At 74.8% G+C, this 20,832-nt stretch carries 15 protein-coding genes; 11 read left to right on the top strand and 4 right to left on the bottom strand.

The genetic code is table 11. From position 1 onward, the window contains the following. Positions 1-121 precede the first annotated feature (121 nt). From ACIQZO_RS25150 to ACIQZO_RS25110, 9 genes are all read left to right on the top strand, one after another. The gene (locus tag ACIQZO_RS25150; RefSeq protein WP_403629939.1) at positions 122-1,726 is read left to right on the top strand and encodes an argininosuccinate lyase; all 1,605 of its coding nucleotides are present in this window, start codon (positions 122-124) and stop codon (positions 1,724-1,726) included. Beyond that, positions 1,692-2,687 carry a kinase gene (locus tag ACIQZO_RS25145; RefSeq protein ID WP_403629936.1) on the top strand — a complete coding sequence of 332 codons (996 nt, stop codon included), beginning with the start codon at positions 1,692-1,694 and terminating at the stop codon, positions 2,685-2,687. The genes ACIQZO_RS25150 and ACIQZO_RS25145 overlap by 35 nt, the downstream gene beginning before the upstream one ends. A gap of 2 nt (positions 2,688-2,689) precedes the next feature. Then, the gene (locus ACIQZO_RS25140; protein ID WP_403629933.1) at positions 2,690-4,957 is read left to right on the top strand and encodes a pyridoxal-phosphate dependent enzyme; all 2,268 of its coding nucleotides are present in this window, start codon (positions 2,690-2,692) and stop codon (positions 4,955-4,957) included. Positions 4,958-5,030: 73 nt separating this feature from the next. Further along, positions 5,031-5,255, top strand: coding sequence for an MbtH family protein (locus ACIQZO_RS25135; RefSeq protein ID WP_403629930.1), 225 nt, complete (start codon positions 5,031-5,033; stop codon positions 5,253-5,255). Next, a complete protein-coding gene (locus ACIQZO_RS25130) occupies positions 5,248-7,056 on the top strand; it encodes a condensation domain-containing protein (protein WP_403629927.1) in 1,809 nt (602 codons plus the stop codon). The genes ACIQZO_RS25135 and ACIQZO_RS25130 overlap by 8 nt, the downstream gene beginning before the upstream one ends. Next, positions 7,053-10,280, top strand: coding sequence for an amino acid adenylation domain-containing protein (locus ACIQZO_RS25125; RefSeq protein WP_403629924.1), 3,228 nt, complete (start codon positions 7,053-7,055; stop codon positions 10,278-10,280). Before ACIQZO_RS25130 ends, ACIQZO_RS25125 begins: the two co-directional genes overlap by 4 nt. Before the next feature lie 19 nt (positions 10,281-10,299). Further along, positions 10,300-13,527 carry an amino acid adenylation domain-containing protein gene (locus tag ACIQZO_RS25120; protein WP_403629922.1) on the top strand — a complete coding sequence of 1,076 codons (3,228 nt, stop codon included), beginning with the start codon at positions 10,300-10,302 and terminating at the stop codon, positions 13,525-13,527. A gap of 107 nt (positions 13,528-13,634) precedes the next feature. Beyond that, positions 13,635-15,194, top strand: coding sequence for an amino acid adenylation domain-containing protein (locus tag ACIQZO_RS25115; RefSeq protein ID WP_403629919.1), 1,560 nt, complete (start codon positions 13,635-13,637; stop codon positions 15,192-15,194). 47 nt (positions 15,195-15,241) lie between these two features. Further along, the gene (locus ACIQZO_RS25110) at positions 15,242-16,543 is read left to right on the top strand and encodes an MFS transporter (protein WP_403629917.1); all 1,302 of its coding nucleotides are present in this window, start codon (positions 15,242-15,244) and stop codon (positions 16,541-16,543) included. Here ACIQZO_RS25110 and ACIQZO_RS25105 read toward each other — a convergent pair. After that, entirely contained in the window at positions 16,537-16,764 is a 228-nt protein-coding gene (locus tag ACIQZO_RS25105) for a response regulator transcription factor (RefSeq protein WP_030388977.1), read from the bottom strand. The genes ACIQZO_RS25110 and ACIQZO_RS25105 overlap by 7 nt on opposite strands. 244 nt (positions 16,765-17,008) lie before the next feature. Between ACIQZO_RS25105 and ACIQZO_RS25100 the strand changes: the two genes are divergently transcribed. Together ACIQZO_RS25100 and ACIQZO_RS25095 are read left to right on the top strand one after the other, a co-directional pair. After that, positions 17,009-18,076 carry a response regulator transcription factor gene (locus ACIQZO_RS25100; protein WP_403629916.1) on the top strand — a complete coding sequence of 356 codons (1,068 nt, stop codon included), beginning with the start codon at positions 17,009-17,011 and terminating at the stop codon, positions 18,074-18,076. Between the two features lie 95 nt (positions 18,077-18,171). Continuing rightward, positions 18,172-18,684, top strand: coding sequence for a hypothetical protein (locus ACIQZO_RS25095; RefSeq protein ID WP_403629915.1), 513 nt, complete (start codon positions 18,172-18,174; stop codon positions 18,682-18,684). 101 nt (positions 18,685-18,785) lie between these two features. Here ACIQZO_RS25095 and ACIQZO_RS25090 read toward each other — a convergent pair whose 3' ends face one another. The 3 genes from ACIQZO_RS25090 to ACIQZO_RS25080 form a co-directional block, all read right to left on the bottom strand. Continuing rightward, positions 18,786-19,040, bottom strand: a complete 255-nt coding sequence (locus tag ACIQZO_RS25090; RefSeq protein WP_403629913.1) for a hypothetical protein — start codon at positions 19,038-19,040, stop codon at positions 18,786-18,788. A 173-nt stretch (positions 19,041-19,213) separates the two neighbouring features. Next, positions 19,214-20,548 (bottom strand): MFS transporter, encoded by a 1,335-nt coding sequence (locus tag ACIQZO_RS25085; protein WP_403629911.1) that lies wholly within the window; start codon positions 20,546-20,548, stop codon positions 19,214-19,216. 83 nt (positions 20,549-20,631) lie between these two features. After that, positions 20,632-20,832: an MbtH family protein gene (locus tag ACIQZO_RS25080; protein ID WP_403629910.1), complete on the bottom strand. Its 201-nt coding sequence runs from the start codon at positions 20,830-20,832 to the stop codon at positions 20,632-20,634.

Here is a 20,832-nt window from a genome sequence, read left to right as displayed (position 1 = left end):
GTAGGCCCACTCCACCCGCACCGCCCCAGCCCTGCGCGCGTCGTGCGCCGCGCGCCGACGAGGCATGCGCCGACGCGCCCCGCGCCCGGCGCCCCGCACCAGAACAGGAACGGAACACCACGTGACGAGCGATACCCCGGGGCCCGCCCCCGAGCTGAGCGGCCGCATCCGCGGCGGGCCCGGCGAACTCCTCCACGACGAAGTGCTCGCCCCGCAGTTCAGGTTCGAGTCCCGCCACCTGCTGCGCCACTACGTCGCCATCGAGAAGACCCTGGCCGCCGAGTACGTCCGGATGGACCTGATCACCGCCGAGGAGGCCCACCGCATCGCCGTCCTGCTGGACTCCGTCGGGCCGGACACCCTCAGCGCGCAGCCCGGCGCCAATATGTCGGACATCGCCTTCGCCCTCGAACGGCACGTCGAGGCGGGCCTGCCCGCCCCGGTCGTGCGCTGGCACGCCGACCGCAGCCGCAATGACCTCCAGGCCTGCGCCCAGGTGATGTACGGCCGCGACCAGCTCGCCCGCTTCGCCGGTGCCCTCCTCGAACTCGGCCTCGTCGTGCACCGGTTGGCCGAGGAGACCTGCGACCTGCCCATGCCTGGCTACACCCACTTCCAGGCCGCCCAGATCATCACCCCCGGCTTCCACCTCGCCGCGCTCTCCGAGCACCTGCTGCACACCCACGCCCGGCTGCTGAACGCCTACGACGGCATCGACGCCTCCCCGCTGGGCGCCGGAGCCATGGCCGGACAGGAACTGCCCTGGGACCGCGACCGGATGGCACGGCTGCTCGGCTTCTCCCGGCCGCAGCCCCACGCCCTGACGGCCGTGGCCTCGCGGCGCTGGAGCGCCGAACTGACCGCGGAGCTCAGCCTGCTGGGCACCGCCCTGAGCCGCTTCACCACCGACCTGCTCACCTGGGGCGGCAGCGAGTACGGCTTCATCGAACTGCCCGACGAACTGTCCGGCATCTCCTCCGCCATGCCGCAGAAAAAGAACTACCCCGTCCTGGAACGGATCCGCGGGCGCACCGCCCATCTGACCGCCTTCCACTTCGATGTGCTCCTCGGCCAGCGCAACACCCCCTTCTGCAACCTCGTCGAGGTGTCCAAGGAGGCCGGCACGCACCTGCTGAACGCCTTCGACTCGGCCCACGGGACGGTCCGCCTCCTGACCGAGGTGCTGCGCAGGCTGAGCTTCCGCGCCGACCGCATGCGCCGGGTGTGCGAGCGCGAGTTCCTCGGCGGCTTCAGCCTCGCCAACGCCCTCTGCCTCACCGAGGGGGTGCCCTGGCGCACCGCCCAGGTCGTCGCCGGGAAGTACGTCGTACGCGCGGCGACGGCCGGCGCCGCCCCCGCCCCGGGCGAACCCGCCCTGCTGGCCGAGGCGGCCGCCGGACACGGCATCACCCTCACCGACCCCGCCCGGCTCCTTGCCGACGCCTTCGACGTCGACCGGGGCCTGGAGCGCATGGTGTCCGCCGGTTCGGCCCGTCCCGACGCCGTGCGCGCGGTCCTGGGCACCCAGCGGGAGACCTACGCACGGCTCGCCGTCGACTGGGAACGGCGCGCCGCCGCGATCCGCACGGGCACCGAGGAGGGCGACCGCGCCCTGTACGGCGCGACCGCCACCGAGACCGGCAGCGAGACGGCCGCCTGCACGGCCACCGAGACCACGGGGGAGGACGGCGATGGCACCCGCACCCGCGTACGGCACGCGCACTGACACCGCCGAAGGGATCTCCGCCGCCGCCGCCGCCTCCGCCGCCCCCGCCGTCGGATCCGGCAGCGCCTTCGGCACCTTCGGCGAACTGCTCCAGGGCGCCCTGCCCCACCCGCAGGGCGACTTCCTGGTCACCTTCCCCCTGGCGCGCTGGGCCACCGCCGTGTTCCACCCCCGGCCCGGCCGGCGCGAGGTACAGGTGCGGCCGGCGCACAAGGCCAAGTCCCGCCGGGTCGCCGAAGCCGTGCTGGCCGCCCTCGGTACGCCGGACGGCGGCCTGCTGGAGGTGGCCGGGGACCTGCCCGAGGGCAAGGGGCTCGCCAGCTCCTCCGCCGACCTCGTCGCCACCGTACGGGCCGTCGGCGCGGCCCACGGCCGCGCCTTCACCCCGGCCGAGATCGAGGACTTCCTGCGCGGCATAGAACCGGCCGACGGGGTCATGTACGACGAGATCGTCGCCTTCCACCACCGCGAGGTGCGCCTCGGCCGCCGCCTCGGCGTGCTGCCCCCGCTCACCGTCGTCGCCCACGACGAGGGCGGCCAGGTCGACACCGTCGCGCACAACCGGGGCGCCCGGGCCATCGACACCGCGGACCGCGAGGAGTACGCGCTCCTGCTGGACCGGCTCACCGTCGCCGTGGCCCGCGGCGACCTCCAGGAGGTCGGCGCCGTCGCCACCCGCAGCGCCGAGATGAACGCCCACCGCCGCCGGCGCACCGGATTCGCGGAACTGCACGCCCTGTGCCGCGAGGTCGACGGCCTGGGCCTGGTGCTCGCCCACAGCGGCACCATGCTCGGCGTCCTCCTCGAGGCGAACGACCCGGCCCTCACCGGCAAGTCCGAGCACATCCGGGCCGGCTGCGCCGCCCTCGGCGGAGAGGTGTCCGTACACCGCTCCCTGGGCGGCGGCGACAGCTGGAGCCCGCAGGCCCCGCCCGTCCACCCCACCGAGCTGGAGATCTGAGCATGCTGTTCGACACCGTGACGGACGCGATCGGCGCGACCCCGCTGGTCCGGCTGCGCCTGGGCGAGGCCCGCGGCGTGGAGGTCTACGCCAAGCTGGAACTGCAGAACCTCTTCGCGATGAAGGACCGCGTCGCACGCAACATCCTGCTGGAGGCCAGGCGGCTGGGCACCCTGAAGCCGGGCGACCCCGTCATCGAGAGCTCCTCGGGGACCATGGCGCTGGGCGTCGCCCTCGTCGGCCGCTCGCTGGGCCACGAGGTGCACATCGTCACCGACCCGCGGATCGACCCGGTCACCCTCGCCAAACTCCGCGCCCTGGGCTGCCGGGTGCACATCGTCGAGGCCATGACCAGCCACGGCTGGCAGAGCGCCCGCCTGGAGCGGCTCGCGGAGCTGCAGGGCGAACTGCCCGGCGCCTTCTGGCCGCAGCAGTACACCAACCCCGACAACCCCGGCGCCTACCGCACCCTCGCTGCGGAACTCCTCCAGGACCTCGGACAGTTCGACACCCTCGTCGGCGCCGTCGGCAGCGGCGGTTCCCTGTGCGGCACCGCCCGCGCCGTGCGCGCGAGCCTGCCCGCCCTGCACGTCGTCGGCGTCGACTGCGTGGGCAGCGCCCTCTTCGGCCAGCCCGACGTACCCCAGCGGCTGCAGAGCGGGCTGGGCAACAGCCTGCTGCCCAAGAACCTGGACCGCACCCTCGTCGACGAGGTGCACTGGCTCAACGACCACGAGGCCTTCGCCGCGACCTGGGACCTCGCCCGCGAGCAGCAGATCTTCGGTGGCAACACCTCCGGCTCCGTCTACCGGGTGCTCACCGGCCTCGCCGAGCGCGCCGAACCCGGCACCCGGATCGTCGGCATCCTGCCCGACCGCGGCGACCGCTACGCCGACACCGTCTACAACGACGAGCACTGGGACGCGAACCGGCTGCGCGAGGTGCCCACCGCCACCGCGCCGGCCCCCCTCGGCGCCGACGGGACCGCCCGCACCTGGTCCGCGCTCGCCTACAGCCCGCCCGCCGCAATCCGCCGGCACCTGCTGTTCGTGGAGTCCAACACCACCGGCACCGGCATGCTCGCCCTGGACCGGGCGCGCGAACTGGGCACCGTACCCGTCCTGCTGACCGGCGACCCCGACCGCTACCGGGGACTCGCGGACACCGGCGCCGAGGTGCTGCGCTGCGACACCAACTCCGACGCCGCCCTGCGCGCCGCCGTACAGGAGCGCTTCCGCCGCGAGGAGATCGCCGGCGTCACCACCACCAGCGACTTCTACGTACCGGCCGCCGCCCGGATCGCCCAGTGGCTCGGCCTGCCCGGCAACCCCCCCGAAGCGGTGGCCGTCTGCCGCGACAAGTCGGCCCTGCGCGAGAGGCTGCGGGCCGCGGGAGTGCGCCAGCCCCGGTACGCCCTGGTGCGCGAGCCGGCCGCGGCCGCGGCCGCCGTCGCCCGCACCGGACTGCCCTGCGTGGTCAAGCCGGCCGACGACTCGGGCTCCACCAACGTCCTGCTCTGCGCCGACGAGGCGGAGGTCCGCGCCCAGATCGAGCGGATCCTCGCGATCGACACCAACGTGCGCGGCATGCCCACCGCCCGCACCGTCCTCGTCGAGGAGTACCTGGACGCGCCGGAGTACAGCGTCGAGATGTTCAGCCAGGACGGACAGGCCGCCGTCGTCGGCATCACCGCCAAGTCGGTGACCGCCACCCCGTACTTCGTCGAGCACCGCCACGTCTTCCCCGCCCCGCTGCCCGCCACCACCGCGCAGCGGATCACCGAGACGGTGACGGCGGCCCTGGACGCGGCCGGAATCCGGCTGGGAGCCACCCACACCGAGGTGAAACTGACCGCCGACGGGCCCGCCCTCATCGAGATCAACCCGCGCCCGGCCGGCGGCATGATCCCCGAACTGATCCGGCTGGCGACCGGGGTCGACCTGCTCGGGGAGCAGCTCCGCGCCGCCCTCGGCCTGCCCCCGCAGCTGAAGTCCGAGGACGCCGGCCACGCCGGCATCCAGTTCCTCCTGGCCGACACCGACGGCACCCTCACCGCCGCCCACGGCGCCGAGGCCGCGGCGGCCGTCGACGGGGTCGAGTCGGTACTGGTCACCGCCGCCACCGGCACGCCCGTACGCAGGCCCCGCAGCGCCTCCGACCGGCTCGGGCACGTGATCGCCCGCCACCCGGAGCCCGAAGGCGTCCACGCGGCCCTCGACGCGGCGCGCGCCCTGATCCGCCTCGACATCGAGTCCGCGCCCCGTTTCTGATGTGTCGTCACATCCAGACCCCCGACGCGCCGTACGACCCGTGCGGCCGCACCCGACCCGAAAGGCGAACGCCATGAGCAACCCCTTCGAGAACGACAACGCCTCCTACGTCGTGGTCCGCAACGACGAGCTCCAGTACTCCCTGTGGCCCGCCGCCAACCCCGTTCCGGCCGGCTGGACCGTGGTGCACGGCCCCGACGGCCGCCAGGCCTGCCTGGACCACGTGGAGCGCGTCTGGACCGACATGCGCCCCGCCTCCCTGGTGGCCGCCCTCGCCGGGACCGCGGCCCGTGGCTGAGCCCGCCCACCGCGCCGGGCATCCGGCCGGGCCCGACCCCGTAGGGATCCTGCGCACCCTCTTCGCCGAGGTCCTCGGCGGAGGCGAGGTGGACGCGGACCACAGCTTCACCGGGCTGGGCGGGGACAGCATCCAGGCGATCCAGGTCGTCAGCCGCGCCCGAGCGGCCGGCCTCGTCCTCACCACCCGCGACGTGCTCCGCGCCGAGAGCGTGAGCGCGCTCGCCGCCACCGCCCGGGCCCACGGGCGGGTACGGGCGGACGCCGGACCGGCCGTACCGCCGCGCCGGCTGGGCCCGCTGGCACCCACCCCGATCATGGGCTGGCTCGCCGAACTCGGCGGTCCCGTCGACACGTACAACCAGTCGCTCGTGCTGCGCACCCCGCCGGGCTTCGGGGCGGCGGAGGCCGAACGCACCGTCCAGGCCCTCCTGGACACCCACGAGATGCTCCGCCTGCGGCTGCCCGACGGGATCGGGACCTCCGGCGCCGAGCCGGTCGTACCCCCCGCGGGCTCCGTCACCGCGGCGGACCTGCTGGAACACGTGGACGCCCGGGGGGCCGGCGAGGAGGAACTGCCGTCCCTGACGCGGGAGCGGATGCGGGCGGCCCGGCGGCTGCTCTCGCCCCGCGACGGCCGCATGCTGCGCGCCGTCCTCCTGGACCGGGGGGCCGGCCATCAGGGGCGCCTCGCGCTCGTCGTCCACCACCTGGTCGTCGACGGCGTCTCCTGGCGCATCCTCCAGGACGATCTGCGGACCTGCTGGGCGGCCCTCGCCGAGGGCCGCGAGCCGGCCCTGGAACCGGCGCACACCCCCTTCGCACACTGGGCCGACCTGCTGCGCGCGGAGGCCACCTCGGGCCGCCGGGCCGCCGAGGCAGACCGCTGGGCCGCCGCCCTCCGCGAGGCCCCGCAGGCCCTCGCCGGGGTCCGTGCGCCCGGCGGCCTCGACCCCGAGAGCCCGGAGCGCACCCTCACCCTCACGCTCGGGCCGGAGGTGACGGGCCCCCTGCTCACCACCGCGCCCGGCCTCGTCAACGGCACCGTCAACGACGTCCTGCTGACCGCCCTCGCCCTGGCCGTGCTCGGCCGGCGCAGCGCCGACGGCGAGGGCGCGGGGGACGAGGAGGGCGGGGACGAGGAGGGCGCCGTCCTCGTCGACGTCGAGGGCCACGGCCGGGAGGACGTGGCCGACGGCACGGACCTGTCCCGCACCGTCGGCTGGTTCACCACCGTGTTCCCCGTCCGGCTCGCCCTCGGCCGCCCCGACCTCGACGAGGCCCGGGCCGGCGGCCCGGCGATCGGAGCCGCCCTGCGGCGCGTCAAGGAGGAACTGCGCGCCGTACCGGACAAGGGCATCGGCTTCGGGCTGCTGCGCCACCTCAACTCCCGTACCGGAACGGACCTCGCCGCGCGCGGCATCCCCCAGATCGGCTTCAACTACCTCGGCCGCTTCCCGATGGGCGGCGACGCACCCTGGGACGCCGCACCCGGGCACGCCTTCGCCCTCGACGACGCCGACGAAGGACTTCCGATGGCGCACGCCGTCGAGGTCAACGCGGCCGCCCACGAAGGCCCGGACGGCCTCACCCTCAGCGCCACCTGGACCTGGGCGGGCAACGCCCTCCCCGGACCGTGGGTCCACGACCTCGCACAGGAGTGGTTCACCATGCTGCGCGCCGTCGTCGCCCACGCCGCCCGTCCGGACGCCGGCGGCCTGACCCCCTCCGACGTGTCCCTCACCCAGGTCAGCCAGGCCGACCTCGACACCTTCGAATCCCAGCTCGGAGCCCTGCTGTGATCCCTCTGTCCCATGCCCAGCAGCGGCTGTGGTTCCACGCCCGCGACGGCGCCGACGGCGCGCTCTACCACATCCCCGTCGGGCTCCGGCTGCACGGCGCCCTCGACCGCGCCGCCCTCCGCGCCGCCCTCGCGGACGTGAGCGCCCGCCACGAAGCGCTGCGTACGGTCTTCCCCGACGAGGCGGGCCGCCCCCACCAGCGGGTCCTGGACCCTGCGGACGCCGTCCCGGTGCTCACCATCACCGACTGCCCGCCCGCCGAGCGCGCCGGGCGGGCCACCGAGGCCTCGTCCCGGCCGTTCGACCTGGTCACCGAACCGCCGCTGCGCGCCGAGCTCTTCACCGACGGCGCCGAGGACCACTACCTGCTGCTGGTCCTGCACCACATCGCGGGCGACGGCCACTCCGTGAACATCCTCGTCCGCGACCTCGCCGCCGCCTACACCGCCCGGTCCGCCGGCCGGCCGCCCGAGTGGACCGAACTGCCCGTCCAGTACCCGGACTACGCCCTGTGGCAGCGCGAACTCCTCGGCGCGGCCCAGGACCCCGACTCCCTGCACGCCCGGCTGCTCACCCACTGGGCGGGCGTCCTCGGCGGCCTGCCCGACGAGCTGGCCCTGCCCACCGACCGGCCGCGCCCGGCCGTCGCCGGCCACCGGGGCGCGGTGGTGGAGGCACGGACCGACGCCGCCGCCCACGCGGGCCTGGCCGCACTGGCCCGGGACGGCCGCGCCACCCCCTTCATGGCCGTCCAGGCCGCCTTCGCGACCCTGCTCACCCGCCTCGGCGCCGGCACCGACCTGCCGCTCGGCTGCCCCGTCGACGGCCGCGAGGACGAAGCCCTCACCGACCTGGTGGGCCTCTTCGTCAACACCCTGATCGTGCGCGCCGACACCTCGGGCGACCCCGCGTTCACGGAGGTGCTCGCCCGGGTGCGCACCGCCGCCCTCGCGACGTACGCACACCAGGAACTGCCCTTCGAGTCGCTGGTCGAACGCCTCAACCCGGCCCGCTCGCCCGCCCGTCACCCGCTGTTCCAGGTCGCCGTCTCCGCCCAGCGCACCGAGCCGCAGCTCCCCGCCTTCGCGGGTCTGCGGGCGCGGGTGGAGGCGGTCCGCACCGACACCGCCAAGTTCGACCTCACCCTGGAGGTCGAGGAAATCCACGACCCGGCCACCGGAGAACCCCGTGGCCTGTCCCTCGGCCTGGAGTACGCGAGCGACCTGTTCGACGAAGGGACCGCGCGACGCCTGCTGGACCGGCTCGTCCACCTGATCGGCGCCGTCGTCCGCGAACCGTCCGTCCCGCTGTCCGCACTCGACGTGCTGCTGCCCGGGGAGCGGGCCGACCTCCTGGAGCACTGGCAGGGCGCGCCCGCCGCCGCCGACGCCCGCACCGTCCACCGGGCCTTCGAGGAGCGGGCCGCCGCCCACCCGGACCGGCCCGCCGTGCGCTGCGCGGGCCGCGAGACCACGTACGGCGCACTCGACGCCCGGGCCGAGCGGATCGCCGGGCGGCTGCGCGCCCTCGGCGTCCGCCCGGGCGAGGCCGTCGCCGTCCTCATGGACCGCTCGGCCGACCTGGTGGCCACCTGCCTCGGCATCCTCAAGGCCGGCGCCGCCTACCTGCCGCTGGACGCCAGGGCCCCCGGCGCCCGCACCGAAGCCGTGCTCGCCGCGTCCGCGGCCGCCGTCCTCGTCACCGACGTCCCGGACGGTGAGCCCGTACCGGCGGGTCCGCGCCACGTACTGCGCCCGGACGGACGGCCCGCCGACGAGTCCCCGACGGACGGGCCGGACCGGTTGGACAGGCCGGACGGGCCGGCCGGCCATCCCGACGCGCTCGCCTACCTGATGTACACCTCCGGCTCCACCGGCACCCCCAAGGGCGTGGCCGTCTCCCACCGCGAGGTCGTCGCCCTCGCCACCGACCGGCGCTGGCGCGGCGGCGCGCACGAGCGGGTGCTGTTCCGCTCCCCGCACGCCTTCGACGCCTCCACCTACGAGCTGTGGGTGCCGCTCCTGAACGGCGGCCTCGTCGTCGTGGCGCCGCCCGGAGAACTCGACATCGACGCACTGGCCCGGCTGATGACCGAGGAGAAGGTCACCGGGACCTTCCTCACCGCCACGCTCTTCAACGTCCTCGCCGACCGCTGCCTGCCCGCACTCGGCACGCTGCACGAGGTGATGACCGGCGGCGAGGCCGCATCGCCGTCCATGGTCCGCCGGGTCCGCGAGGCCTGCCCCCGCACCACCGTCACCAACGCCTACGGTCCCACCGAGACCACCACCTTCGCCGCGACCTTCGCCGTGGGCCCGGGCCAGGAGGCCCCCGACGGGCAGGTCCCCATCGGCCGCCCGCTCGACGGCACGCGGCTCCACGTCCTCGACGAGCGGCTCGGCCTCGCCGCGCCCGGTGTCGTAGGCGAGCTCTACATCGCGGGCGCCGGACTCGCACAGGGCTACCTCGGCCGCGCCGCGCTGACCGCCGAACGCTTCCTCGCCTGCCCGTACGGCCCCCCGGGCGCCCGCATGTACCGCACCGGCGACCTGGCCCGCTGGAACACCGACGGCCAGGTCGAATACCTCGGCCGCGCCGACCGGCAGGTCAAGATCCGCGGACTGCGCATCGAGCCCGGGGAGATCGAGCACGCCCTGGCCGGCCACCCGGCGGTGGGCCAGGCCGCCGTCACCGTCGTGGACACGGCCACCGGCCCGGCGCTCGCGGGCTACACGGTACCGGCCGAGGGATCCGCCGCCCCCACCCCGCGGGAACTGCGCGAACACCTGCGCGCCCGGCTGCCCGACTACATGGTGCCCACCACCCTGACCCTGCTCGACGCCTTCCCGGTGACGGCCAACGGGAAGACCGACCTGGCCGCACTGCCCGCGCCGGCGCCGACGACCGCCGCCGCGGCGGGAGCCCGCCAGGAGCCCCGTACCGACGACGAGCGCGCACTGTGCGCGATCTGGGAGCGGGTCCTCGGCCTCCCGCACATCGGCGTCCACGACAGCTTCTTCGACCTCGGCGGGCACTCCCTGCTCGCGACCCAGCTGCTCGCCGAGGTCCGGGCGCGGTTCGGAGCCGCCGTCGGCATCCGCCAGTTCTTCACCGGCCCCACCGTCGCCGAACTCGCCGCGGCCCTGCCCGCCGCCGCGGCCGCCGGAGCCGCCGCGCAGGACCCGCCGATCGTCCGCCGGGCCCGCCGCACCCAGACCGCCTGACCACCGAAGGAACACCACCGTGAACCACCCGCCGTCCACCCCCGCGCCCGCCGCCGCCCGCTCCCTGGTCGAGGACGTCCTGCCGCTCTCCCCGCTCCAGGACGGCATCCTCTTCCACGCCCTCTTCGACGAGGAGGAACAGGACGTCTACGTGGCCCAGTTGCTCCTCGACCTCGACGGCCCCCTCGACCCGGACCGGCTGCGCGCCGCCGCCGACACCGTCCTGGGCCGGCACGCCAACCTCCGCGCCGGCTTCCTGCGCCGCGCCACCGGCGAACCCGCCCAGGTCGTCCAGCGCGGCGTACGGGCCCCCTGGCAGGAGGCGGACCTGACCGGGCTCGGCCAGGTCGAGTGCGCCGCCGCCGTCGAGACCCTCCTCGCGGAGGACCGGGCCACCCGCTTCGACCTCGCCCGGCCGCCGCTCCTGCGCTTCACCCTCATCCGTACCGGCCCGCTGTCCCACCGGCTGCTGCTGACCTACCACCACATCCTCATGGACGGCTGGTCCTGGCCGGTCCTGGTGCGCGAACTGCTCGCCCTGCACCACGCCGACGACGCGCCCCTGGGCCCGGTCACCCCCTACTCCGCCTTCCTGAGCCGGCTGCGCAGCCGCGACACGACCGCCGCCCAGGACGCCTGGACCCGCGCCCTGGACGGCCTGCCGGGCGGCACCCGCACCGCGCCCGTGTCCCCGCCGCCCGGCTCGGTGCTGCCCGACCGCGTCGAGACGTACCTCCCCGAGACCCTGACCGAGCGGCTGGGTGCCCTCGCGCGCGGCCACCGGATCACCTCCGGAACCCTCCTCCAGGGCGCCTGGGCGCTCCTGCTCGGCCGGCAGATCCGCTCCGAGGACGTGGTCTTCGGCGCCATCGTCAGCGGCCGCGACCCCGAACTGCCGGGCGTCGCCGACATCGTGGGCCTGTGCATCAACACCGTGCCGGTCCGCGTACGGATCGACCCCGAGGAGTCCCTCGTCGCCCTGTTCGAGCGGCTCCAGGACGAGCAGGCACGCCTGATCGACCACCACCACCTGGGGCTGGTCGAGATCCAGCGGCTCGCGGGAGCGGGCGAGCTCTTCGACTCCTGCGTCGCCTTCCAGAACTACCCGGTCGACGCGGCCGGCCTCGCCGCCCTCGGCGCGGGCGGGCTCCGGGTCACCGCGGTGGACCCGCACGACGCCGCCCACTACCCGCTCTCGCTGACCGCCATCCCCGGCGACCGGCTGCGCCTGCAGATCGACTACCGGCCGGACGTCTTCGAACGGGACACCGCCCAAGCCCTGCTGGAGCGCCTGGCCCGGCTCCTGGAGGCCGTCGCCGAGGACCCGTCGTGCCCGGTGGGCACCGTGGACCTGCTCTCGCCCGCCGAACGCCACCGCGTCCTGGTCGAATGGAACGACACCGCGCGCGACGAGCGCTACGCGGAGGTCGTCGAGCGCGTCCGGCAGCAGGCCGAGCGCCGCCCCGACGCCGTCGCCACCACCGACGACACCGGCCGCGCACTGGGCTACGCGGCCCTCGTCGCCCGCGCCGACGCCCTCACCCTGGCCCTGCTCGCCGACGGGGTGCGCCCCGGCGACCTGGTCGCGGTGCTCAGCGAGCCCACCGCCCGCGTCCCCGTCGCGATGCTCGGCATCCTCGGCGCCGGAGCCGCGTACGTCCCCCTCGACCCCGAGGGCCCCGTCACCCGTACCGCCGAGCTCCTCGCGAGCGGCGGGATCGGCCGGCTGCTGGCCGCCCCCGAACAGTGCGCCCGCGCCGAGGAGATCGCCGCCGCCGTCCCCGGCGGCCTGCCCGTCCTCGTGATCGACGACGCGGCCACCGCCGCCCCGGGCGGGCGACCGGCGCCGGCCGGCGGACCCGACGCCCTCGCCTACGTCTGCTTCACCTCCGGCTCCACCGGGAAGCCCAAGGGCGCCATGGTCCACCGCCGGGGCATGAACAACCACCTCCTGGCCAAGGTCGAGGACCTCGACCTCGGCGAGGGCGACCGCGTGGTGATGAACGCCCCCCTCACCTTCGACATCTCCGTGTGGCAGATGCTGGCCCCGCTGATCACCGGCGGGCAGGTCCACCTCGTCTCCAGGGACACGGCCCGCGACCCGGCCGCTCTCTTCGACGACGCCGCCCGCCGGGGCATCACCGTCCTGGAGACCGTGCCCTCCTTCGTCCGCGCCGCCGTCGACCTGTGGGACACCGGAGTGCTCCCGCCGGCCCTGCCCGGGCTGCGCTGGTTCATCGTCAACGGCGAAGTCCTGCCGCCCGAGCTGTGCACCCGCTGGTACGCGCGCCACCCGCATGCCGCCATCGTCAACGCCTACGGCCTCACCGAGTGCTCCGACGACAACACCCACGCCTTCATCGGCCCCGACGTGCACGCCCAGCTGGAACACGGCCGGCTGCCCGTCGGCCGCCCGCTGCGCAACAACACCCTCTACCTGCTGGACGCCGCGCTCGCTCCCGTACCGCCCGGCGTCCCCGGCGAACTCTTCATCGGCGGCACCGGCGTGGGCCCCGGATACCTGCGCGACCCCCGCCGCAGCAGCGAGCGCTACGTCCCCGACCCCTTCCGCGCCGAACCGGGCAGCCGTATGTACCGCACCGGCGACCTCGCCCGGATGCGGGCCGACGGCCAGCTCGACTTCCTCGGCCGCCAGGACCACCAGGTCAAGGTCCGCGGCAACCGCATCGAGCTCGGCGAGGTGGAAACCGCGCTGCGCGCCGTGCCCGCAGTGGGCGAAGCGGTCGTCGCCGTCGACCGGGACCACGCGGGCCAGCAGCGGCTCATCTGCTACTTCACCGGGACGCCCACCGCCGAGGAGGTCCGCACCGAACTGGGCCGGAACCTGCCCAACTACATGGTCCCGTCGCTCTTCCTGCACCTGCCGCACTTCCCGCTCACCGTCAACGGCAAGCTCGACCGCAAGGCGCTTCCCGACCCGGCCACCGTGCACCGCCCGGTCGGCCGACTGCCCTCGACCCCCGCGGAGAAGGCGGTCTGCGAGATCTTCGCGTCCGTCCTCGGCCTCCAGGAGGCGGGCATGGACGACGACTTCTTCGCCCACGGGGGCCACTCCCTCCTCGCCACCCGGCTGACCGGCCGCATCGGCACCGAACTCGGCGTACGGCTGAACATCCGCGACCTCTTCGAGACGCCCACCCCGGCGGGCGTCTGCGCCCGCCTGGCCGAGGCCGCCGCCGCACCCGCCCGCCCCGCCCTGCGCCCCCGCTCCCGCGACGGGGCCTGACCGCACCCGACGGGCCCGGACGCACCCGTCGTCCGGGCCCGTCGGTGCCCGCCCCCGCGCCCCGCCCCGCGAAGAGCCCGCCCGCACCTCCAGGAGACACCACCACCATGAGCCCCACCGAGACCATTCCCGTGCCCCTGCGCATCGCGCAGCGGGCCGGGCTCACACCCGAGGCCACCGCGGTCCGCGCGGCCGAGGGCGAGCTGACGTACCGGCAGTTCGACCGGCGGGCCCGCGCGGTGGCCGAGGAACTGCGCGCCGCGGGCGCCGGACCGGAGGACACCGTGCTCCTGGGGGTGCGCAGGGGCGTCCACTGGGCGGTGGGGCTGCTGGGCATCTGGTATGCGGGCGCGGCCCCCCTCCTCGCGGACCTCGACGCCCCCGACGAGCGGCTGCGCACCCTGCTGGAGGCCGCCGGCACCCGGCACGCGGTCGCCCGGGACACCTACGCCGCCGCGATGCTGCAACGCCGCACCGGAAGGGAGCTGTTCTGGGCCTCCACCACGACCGGCGCCCTCACCACGACCGCCACCCCGACCGTGGCGGCGCGGCCGCCGGCCGACGTCGCCCCCGGCTCCCTCGCCTACGTGCTCTTCACCTCCGGCTCCACCGGGCTGCCCAAGCCCGTCGCCATCGGCCACGCCGGACTCGCCGCGCAGGTCCGCACCCTGGCCGAGCGCTACGCACTGACGGCCGAGGACGCGGTCCTGCAGTTCGCGGCCCCCGCCTTCGACGTCTCCCTCGAGGAGGCACTGCCCACCTGGTGCACGGGCGGCACGGCCGTCTTCGTCGCCGACAACGTCCTCTCGCCCGCCGAACTGGAGCCGTTCCTCGCCGAGCAGCGGATCAGCGTGGTCAACCTGCCCACCCCGTACTGGGCGCAGTGGGCCAAGGACCTGGAGCGCGCGCCCCGGCCCCTGCCGGACGCCCTGCGCCGGGTGGTGATCGGCAGCGACGCGGGCCGGACCGCGGACCTGTTGAACTGGGCCGCCGCCGGCCACCCTCCGGTGGTCAGCTGCTACGGCCTCACCGAGTCCACCATCACCGCCGCCTCCTACGAGCCCGGACCGGCGGAACTGGCCGCCTTCGCGGGCGACGAGCTGATCCCGCTCGGCGAACCGCTGAAGGGCGTACGCGCCTACGTCCTGGACGAGGAGCTGCGCGAGGCGCCGCCCGGCGCCGCGGGCGAGCTGTACCTGGCGGGCTCCTGCCTGGCCCGCGGCTACCACGGTCGGCCGGCGCTGACCTGCGAGCGGTTCGTCGCCGACCCGTTCGCCGACGCCCCGGGCGAGCGCATGTACCGCACGGGCGACCGGGTCACGCGCACTCCCGGAGGCCCGCTCGTCTTCCTCGGGCGCGCCGACGACCAGGTCAAGATCCGCGGCCACCGCGTCGAGCTCAAGGAGGTGGAGGCGGCCGTGGCCGCCCACCCGGACGTCGTCGACGTGGTCGCCCGCGCCGTCGCGGCGGCCGACGGACCCCAGCTCGCCGCCTGGGCCGCCGTCGCCCCCGGCAGCACCCTGACCCCCGACGCCCTGCGCGGTCACCTTCTGGCCAAGGTGCCCGGGTATCTCGTACCGGCCGTGGTGACCTTGATGGAGCGGCTGCCGCGCACCCCGGGCGGCAAGCTCGACCCCCGGGCGCTTCCCGCCCCCGCCCCCCGATGAACCAGCCGTCCGCGGACCCCGTCCGCACCCAGACAAGGAACGCAGCCGTGTCCGTCACCACCGACGAACCCACCGATTCCGTCCAGGCCGTGGAGCGCCGGCAGCGCCGGGACTTCCGTCTCTTCATGTCCTCGCACATCTGCAACGAGCTGGGCAGCAGCATCACGTACGTCGCCCTGCCGCTGATGGCGGTGCTCACCCTGGACGCGTCTGCGATGCAGGCGGGCCTGCTCGCCGCCGCGGAACACGCGGCGTTCCTGGTGCTGGGACTGCCCGCCGGAGCGTGGGTGGACCGGATGCGCAGACGCCGCGTGATGATGGCCGCCGACCTGGCGCGCGCCGTCCTGCTGACGGCGCTGCCGGTGGCCTACCTGCTCGACCTGCACTCGATGCCGCTGCTGTACGCGGTCGCCCTGCTGCTGGGCTGCGCCCGGCTGTTCGGCGACGTGGCCGATCAGAGCTATCTGCCGACGCTCATCGGCAAGGACACCCTGATCTCGGGCAACTCGAAGCTGGAGACGGTGCGCTCGGGCGCGGAGTTCGCCGGCCCCGGCATCGCCGGCTTCCTGGTGCAGCTGCTGGGCGCCGCCGGGACGCTGGCCGGCCAGGCCGTCACCTCGCTGGTCTCCGTGGTGCTGCTGGGGCGGATCGGCGCCCGCGAGGAGAAGCCGGAGCCGGCCCCCCGCCGGCACTTGCTGCGTGACATCCGCGAAGGGCTGGGCTTCGTCGTCGGCCACCGGATCCTGCGGCTCATCGCCCTGAACACCGCTGCCGTGAACCTCTTCCTCAGCGCGGTGATGGCCCTCGAGGTGCTGTTCCTGACCCGGACCGTGGGACTGCCGCCCGCGGCCGTCGGCTGGGTGCTGACGACGGCCACGATCGGCTCGGTGCTCGCGGCCACCGCCGCGGACCGGGTGACCCGGGCCGTCGGCGCGGCCCGGCTCACGTGGCTGTCCCTGCTCGTGACCATGCCCTTCGGGCTGCTTCTCCCGCTGGCCGAGAAGGACTGGCGGATCGGCCTGTTCGTGCTCGGCTCGTTCGTCCAGTCGGCCGGCGTCACCCTGTACAACATCTGTCAGGTCACCTACCGGCAGACCGTCTGCCCGCCGCACCTGCTCGGCCGGATGACCGCCACCATGCGCTTCCTGGTGTGGGGCGTCCTGCCGCTGAGCGGCCTGCTGGCGGGGCTCCTCGGTGAACTGCTGGGCGTGCGGGACGCGCTGTGGCTGTGCGCCGCCGCCCTGTCGGTGGCCCCGCTGGTCCTGCTCTGCTCCCCGCTGCGCCGGATGCGCGAGTTCGAGGACGACGCCCCGGTGTCCGAGGAAGCGGCCGGGCCATTGGCTCAGTAGCCCAGCCGGAAGGCGATGTGGGTGAGCTGGGTCCGGTTCACCGCACCGGTCTTGCTGCGCAGCCGCCGCAGATAGGTGTCGACCGTGTGCGGGCTCAGTCCCATCCGGCAGGCGATCATCCGGTACGTGTGACCCTGCGCGAGGTAGGCGAGGACCTCCTGCTCGCGGGGGGTCAGGGCGGGCAGTTCCGGTGCGGGGGCGGTGAGTGTGCTGTCCAGCATGTGGGGCTCCGGGTTCCGGATCGATGGTGAAGGGGAGCGGTGGGGGCGGCACCCCCGGCGACGGTGCGATCACGCTGGGCGTGATCGCACCGTTTCGGTCGTCCGGGTCCTGAAGTGGCCGGACACCCGCTGTTGTTCGTCCGGTACAGACTTTCGCGCTGCATATCCTGGCGCCAGGGGGCAGGCACCTCACCAAGGTGCCTGGCAGCAAAGCGACCCGGGGCGAAAAGGGCAAAGTGGGGCAATGTACAGATCTGACGTGGTGCCGGATTCGAATGACGCCGAAATTGACATCGATGTCTACGGCTGGGTGCTCGAGCACCGCACGGTGGACGTGGACGTGGTGGCCGCGGGCATGGGGCGCGACCCGGACGAGGTCGGGCGCAGCGTGTCGCGTCTACGCGCGTCACGTCTGCTGCATGTGAGCCCGGTGGATCCGTCGGTGGCTTTCGCCGTGGCACCGGACACCGCGGCCGAGCAACTCGTCGCGCCCCTGGAGGCGCAGATCCGTGAGCAGCAGCGGGAGATCAGCGGGATCCGCGAGGACCTCGGACGTTTCCTGCCGCACTACCTGGGCCGCCGTTCCACGGGGGAGTCGCTGGAGGTCCTGGAGAGCCTGGAGGACGTGCGCGGCGCGCTCAACCGGGCCTCGCTCAACTGCACCACCGAGATGCTCAGCTCGCAGCCCGGCGGCGGCAGCAGGGTGCCCGAGGCGATGCAGGAGGCGCTGCGCCGGGACGAGACCATGCTCCAGCGGGGCATCTCGATCCGGACCCTCTACCACCACACGGCCCGCTTCAACGGCCCGAGCCAGGCCTATGTCGCCGCCACCTCCGTCCTGGGGGCGCAGTACCGCACGGCGCACGAGCTCTTCGGCCGGCTCATCGCCTTCGACCGGGAGCTGGCCTTCGTGCCGGTCGCCGACGGCAGTTGGGGCGCCGTGGTGATCCGCGAACCGTCCACCGTCGCGTACCTGTGCAACATCTTCGACCAGACCTGGGACCTGGCCTCGCCCTTCTCCGCCGCGGCCGGCCAGGGGCTCGAGGAGGTGGCCCGGGAGATCCATGAAACGATCATCCGGCTGCTCGCGGCGGGGCTGAAGGACGAGGCCATCGCCCGGCGTCTGGGCATGTCGCTGCGCACGGCCCGGCGGCACATCGCCGACATCATGCAGGAGCTCGGCGCGGGCAGCCGCTTCCAGGCGGGGGTGGCCGCCGCCGCGCGCGGCCTGCTGGACCGGGAGGTCGAGGCCGCGGGCGGGGCCGTGGCCGAGGTCCGCGGCGCGGTGGACGGCGGCCCGCGGCCGTCCTGACCCGGTGTCACGCGTTCTCGTGTCTGTCGCAGGTGGGAGCGCGTGTCGCATGCTGCAGGGATGCGAGCTGTGGAGCCGAACAAGAGGGGCACGTAATGGACATGCCGGACGAAGGTCGCGAGCGGGGGAGCGCGCACCTGCGGGAGATCGTCCTGTTCCTCTCGGTCCATCTGGACCGGGCGCCGGGTGTGCTGTGGCCCGAGTACGACAACCCGGCGTTCGGCGACGCCGATGACGCGGGCGCGGTGCCCGAGGGGGACGGTGTGCGCCCGGCCCAGGCCGACCGGTTCACCGCCGAACTGGGCGCCCTGACGGGCCTGTCCGTCCGGCTGGACCGGTTGGAGACGCCCGGGTCCGCCCCCGGCGGCGGTGTGGACGCCGTCTGGACCGCGCAGCCCGAGGGCCGGGAGCACCTGCTGATCCACCAGGTCGCCGGCGCCGTGACCTGGCAGCTGACCGGGCCCGGTGAGAGCGGCCGGCCGCAGTCCTTCCAGTGCCGGCTGCTGCCGGGTGAGCTGCTGTACGTGCCGGCCGGGTGGTCGCGCCGGTACGTCGACGCGCAGGCGGCCCAGTACGCCGTCGTCTCCCTCTGCCCGCAGGGCGGCTGACGGCGGGCGACCGGCCGCGCCGGGCATGGGGAAAGGGGGGAGGGAGGATCGCGGTGCGATCCTCCCTCCCCCCTTTCGACGGCCTTTGCGGGCCGGTGGGATCAGCCGCCCCAGGAGCTGTCGGCGGTGTCCTTGCCCCGCCCGCCGCCCAGCGCGGTGGTGACGGTCAGGACCCGGCCGTTGGGCAGCACGATCTCGCGCGGCGTCTGCGCGGTGGTGCCGCTCCCGCCCCCGGTGGTGGTCGTCGCGGTGGTCGCGGCCAAGGTGTCGTCCGCGGCCTGGGCGGCGCCGGCGGCGGGCAGCAGCAGGGCCGCGGATGCGGTCACGGACAGGGCGAAGACGTATCGCTTGAGCATGGGTTCCCCAGGGGTACGAGCGGTCTGGTGTGCGCGGACCACTTCGTGGGTCGTCCGCGCCGGTCGGTGCAGGACCAACCTTGCCGTGCCCCGGGTGCTCCGGCGGTCGATCGGACTGCTCATCAAGCTGCCTGGCGCTATGGTGAGGGGTCACGAAACATGGCGAACCACACTCAATCGGTCACAACCCCCGCTCCTGCGGCGACCGGCGAGGCCGACTCCCGGTCGGCCGGCGCCTCCGCGGCCTCCACCGGGCCGCGGGAATCGAGCTCCCGCCACACGGGGAAGACCAGCGGCGCCAACGTCACCGCGAGGTACAGCGCCCCCGTGCCCAGCAGCGCCGCCACCAGCCCCGAGGCATCGAGGACCAGCCCCGCACCGAGCATCCCCAGCGGGGTGGCCGCCAGCGCGGCGGCCACCAGCAGGCCGAACACCCGCCCCCGCACCTCCTCGGGCACCCGCTCGTAGGCCACCGACATCATCAGCGGCCCCACGACCCCCGACCCGACGCCGGACAGGGCCAGCACCGCCAGCAGCATCGGCACCCGGGGCTCGGCGGCCAGTGCCGCGCACCGCACCGACCCGACCAGGACGAAGGCCCCCACGAACACCGCGCGCCGCGGCATCCGGTGGCCCGCCCAGCCGTACAGGGCGGCCCCCAGCAGGGCGCCCGCCCCCATGGCGGTGATCATCGCCCCGAACAGGGCGCTGCTGCGCAGCACCTGGGTGCCGTAGGCCGGGTAGAGCACCCCGTTCAGCGCCCCGTCCAGGGCGTTGGTCAGCATCAGGACCCCCACCATCGCGCCGAGGAGCCGGTCCTTGCGCAACTGCGCGAGACCGAAGCGCAGTTCCCGGGCGTAGGAGGCGCGCGGCGTCCCGCCGCCGGCCGGCCGGGCGCGCGGCGGCGCGGCCGGGACCAGGGCGGCCAGCAGCAGGGCGCACAGCGCCATCGCCGCCATGTCGGCGTACAGGGTGCGGACGGCGCCGACGGTCGCGATGAGCAGACCGGCCAGCGGCGCCCCCGCCATCATGCCGATCCGCCGGGCCCCCTCGACGCACCCGGTGGCCCGCTCCGCCGTGACCCCCGCGCGTTCCATCGCGGCGGGCAGCAGCAGCTGCTTGGAGGTGTCGGACGGTCCTCGGGCCGCTCCCACCAGGAAGACCAGGGCGATCAGGACGGGCAGGGGCAGGGCGCCCCAGGCGTGCAGCAGCGGGATCAGGCTGATCGCCGCGGCCGTCAGCAGGTCCGCCCCGATGCTCGTCGCGCGTACGGGCAGCCGGTCGACCACCGGTCCGGCGAGCACGGCGGAACACAGCAGCCCCAGCACCTCGGCGGTGGCGACGAGCCCCGTCCGGGTGCCGCTGCCGGTGCTGTGCAGGACGAACCAGGGCACGGCGACCAGGGTCGCCGCCATGCCGAGCGAGGAGATCCCGGAGGCCGCCACCAGGGCGGCCAGCGGGGTGAGGCGGCGCGCCGACGCGGAGCCGCCCGGGTACGAGCTGGTCATACGGGGTTCCTTCCGGCACCGCCGCGCCGCCCGGCAGCCCTGCTCGGGACTGCCGGGCGGCGTGGTGCCCGGGGATCGTCGGGTCAGCCGGCCATGTTCAGACGGAGGCTGAGCGGGCGCATGTCCGTCCACACCCGCTCGATGTGCTCCAGGCACGCCTCCTTGGTGCCGCTCACGCCCTGGTCGTGCCAGCCGAGCGGGACGGGCCGGCCGGCCTCCCAGAGGGAGTACTGCTCCTCGTCGTTGGCCACGACCAGGTACTGCTGCGGGGACGAGTCGTTCAC

Source organism: Streptomyces sp. NPDC097617, assembly GCF_044761485.1.
Lineage (GTDB): Bacteria > Actinomycetota > Actinomycetes > Streptomycetales > Streptomycetaceae > Streptomyces.
This window is presented reverse-complemented; position numbering and strand designations above follow the sequence as displayed.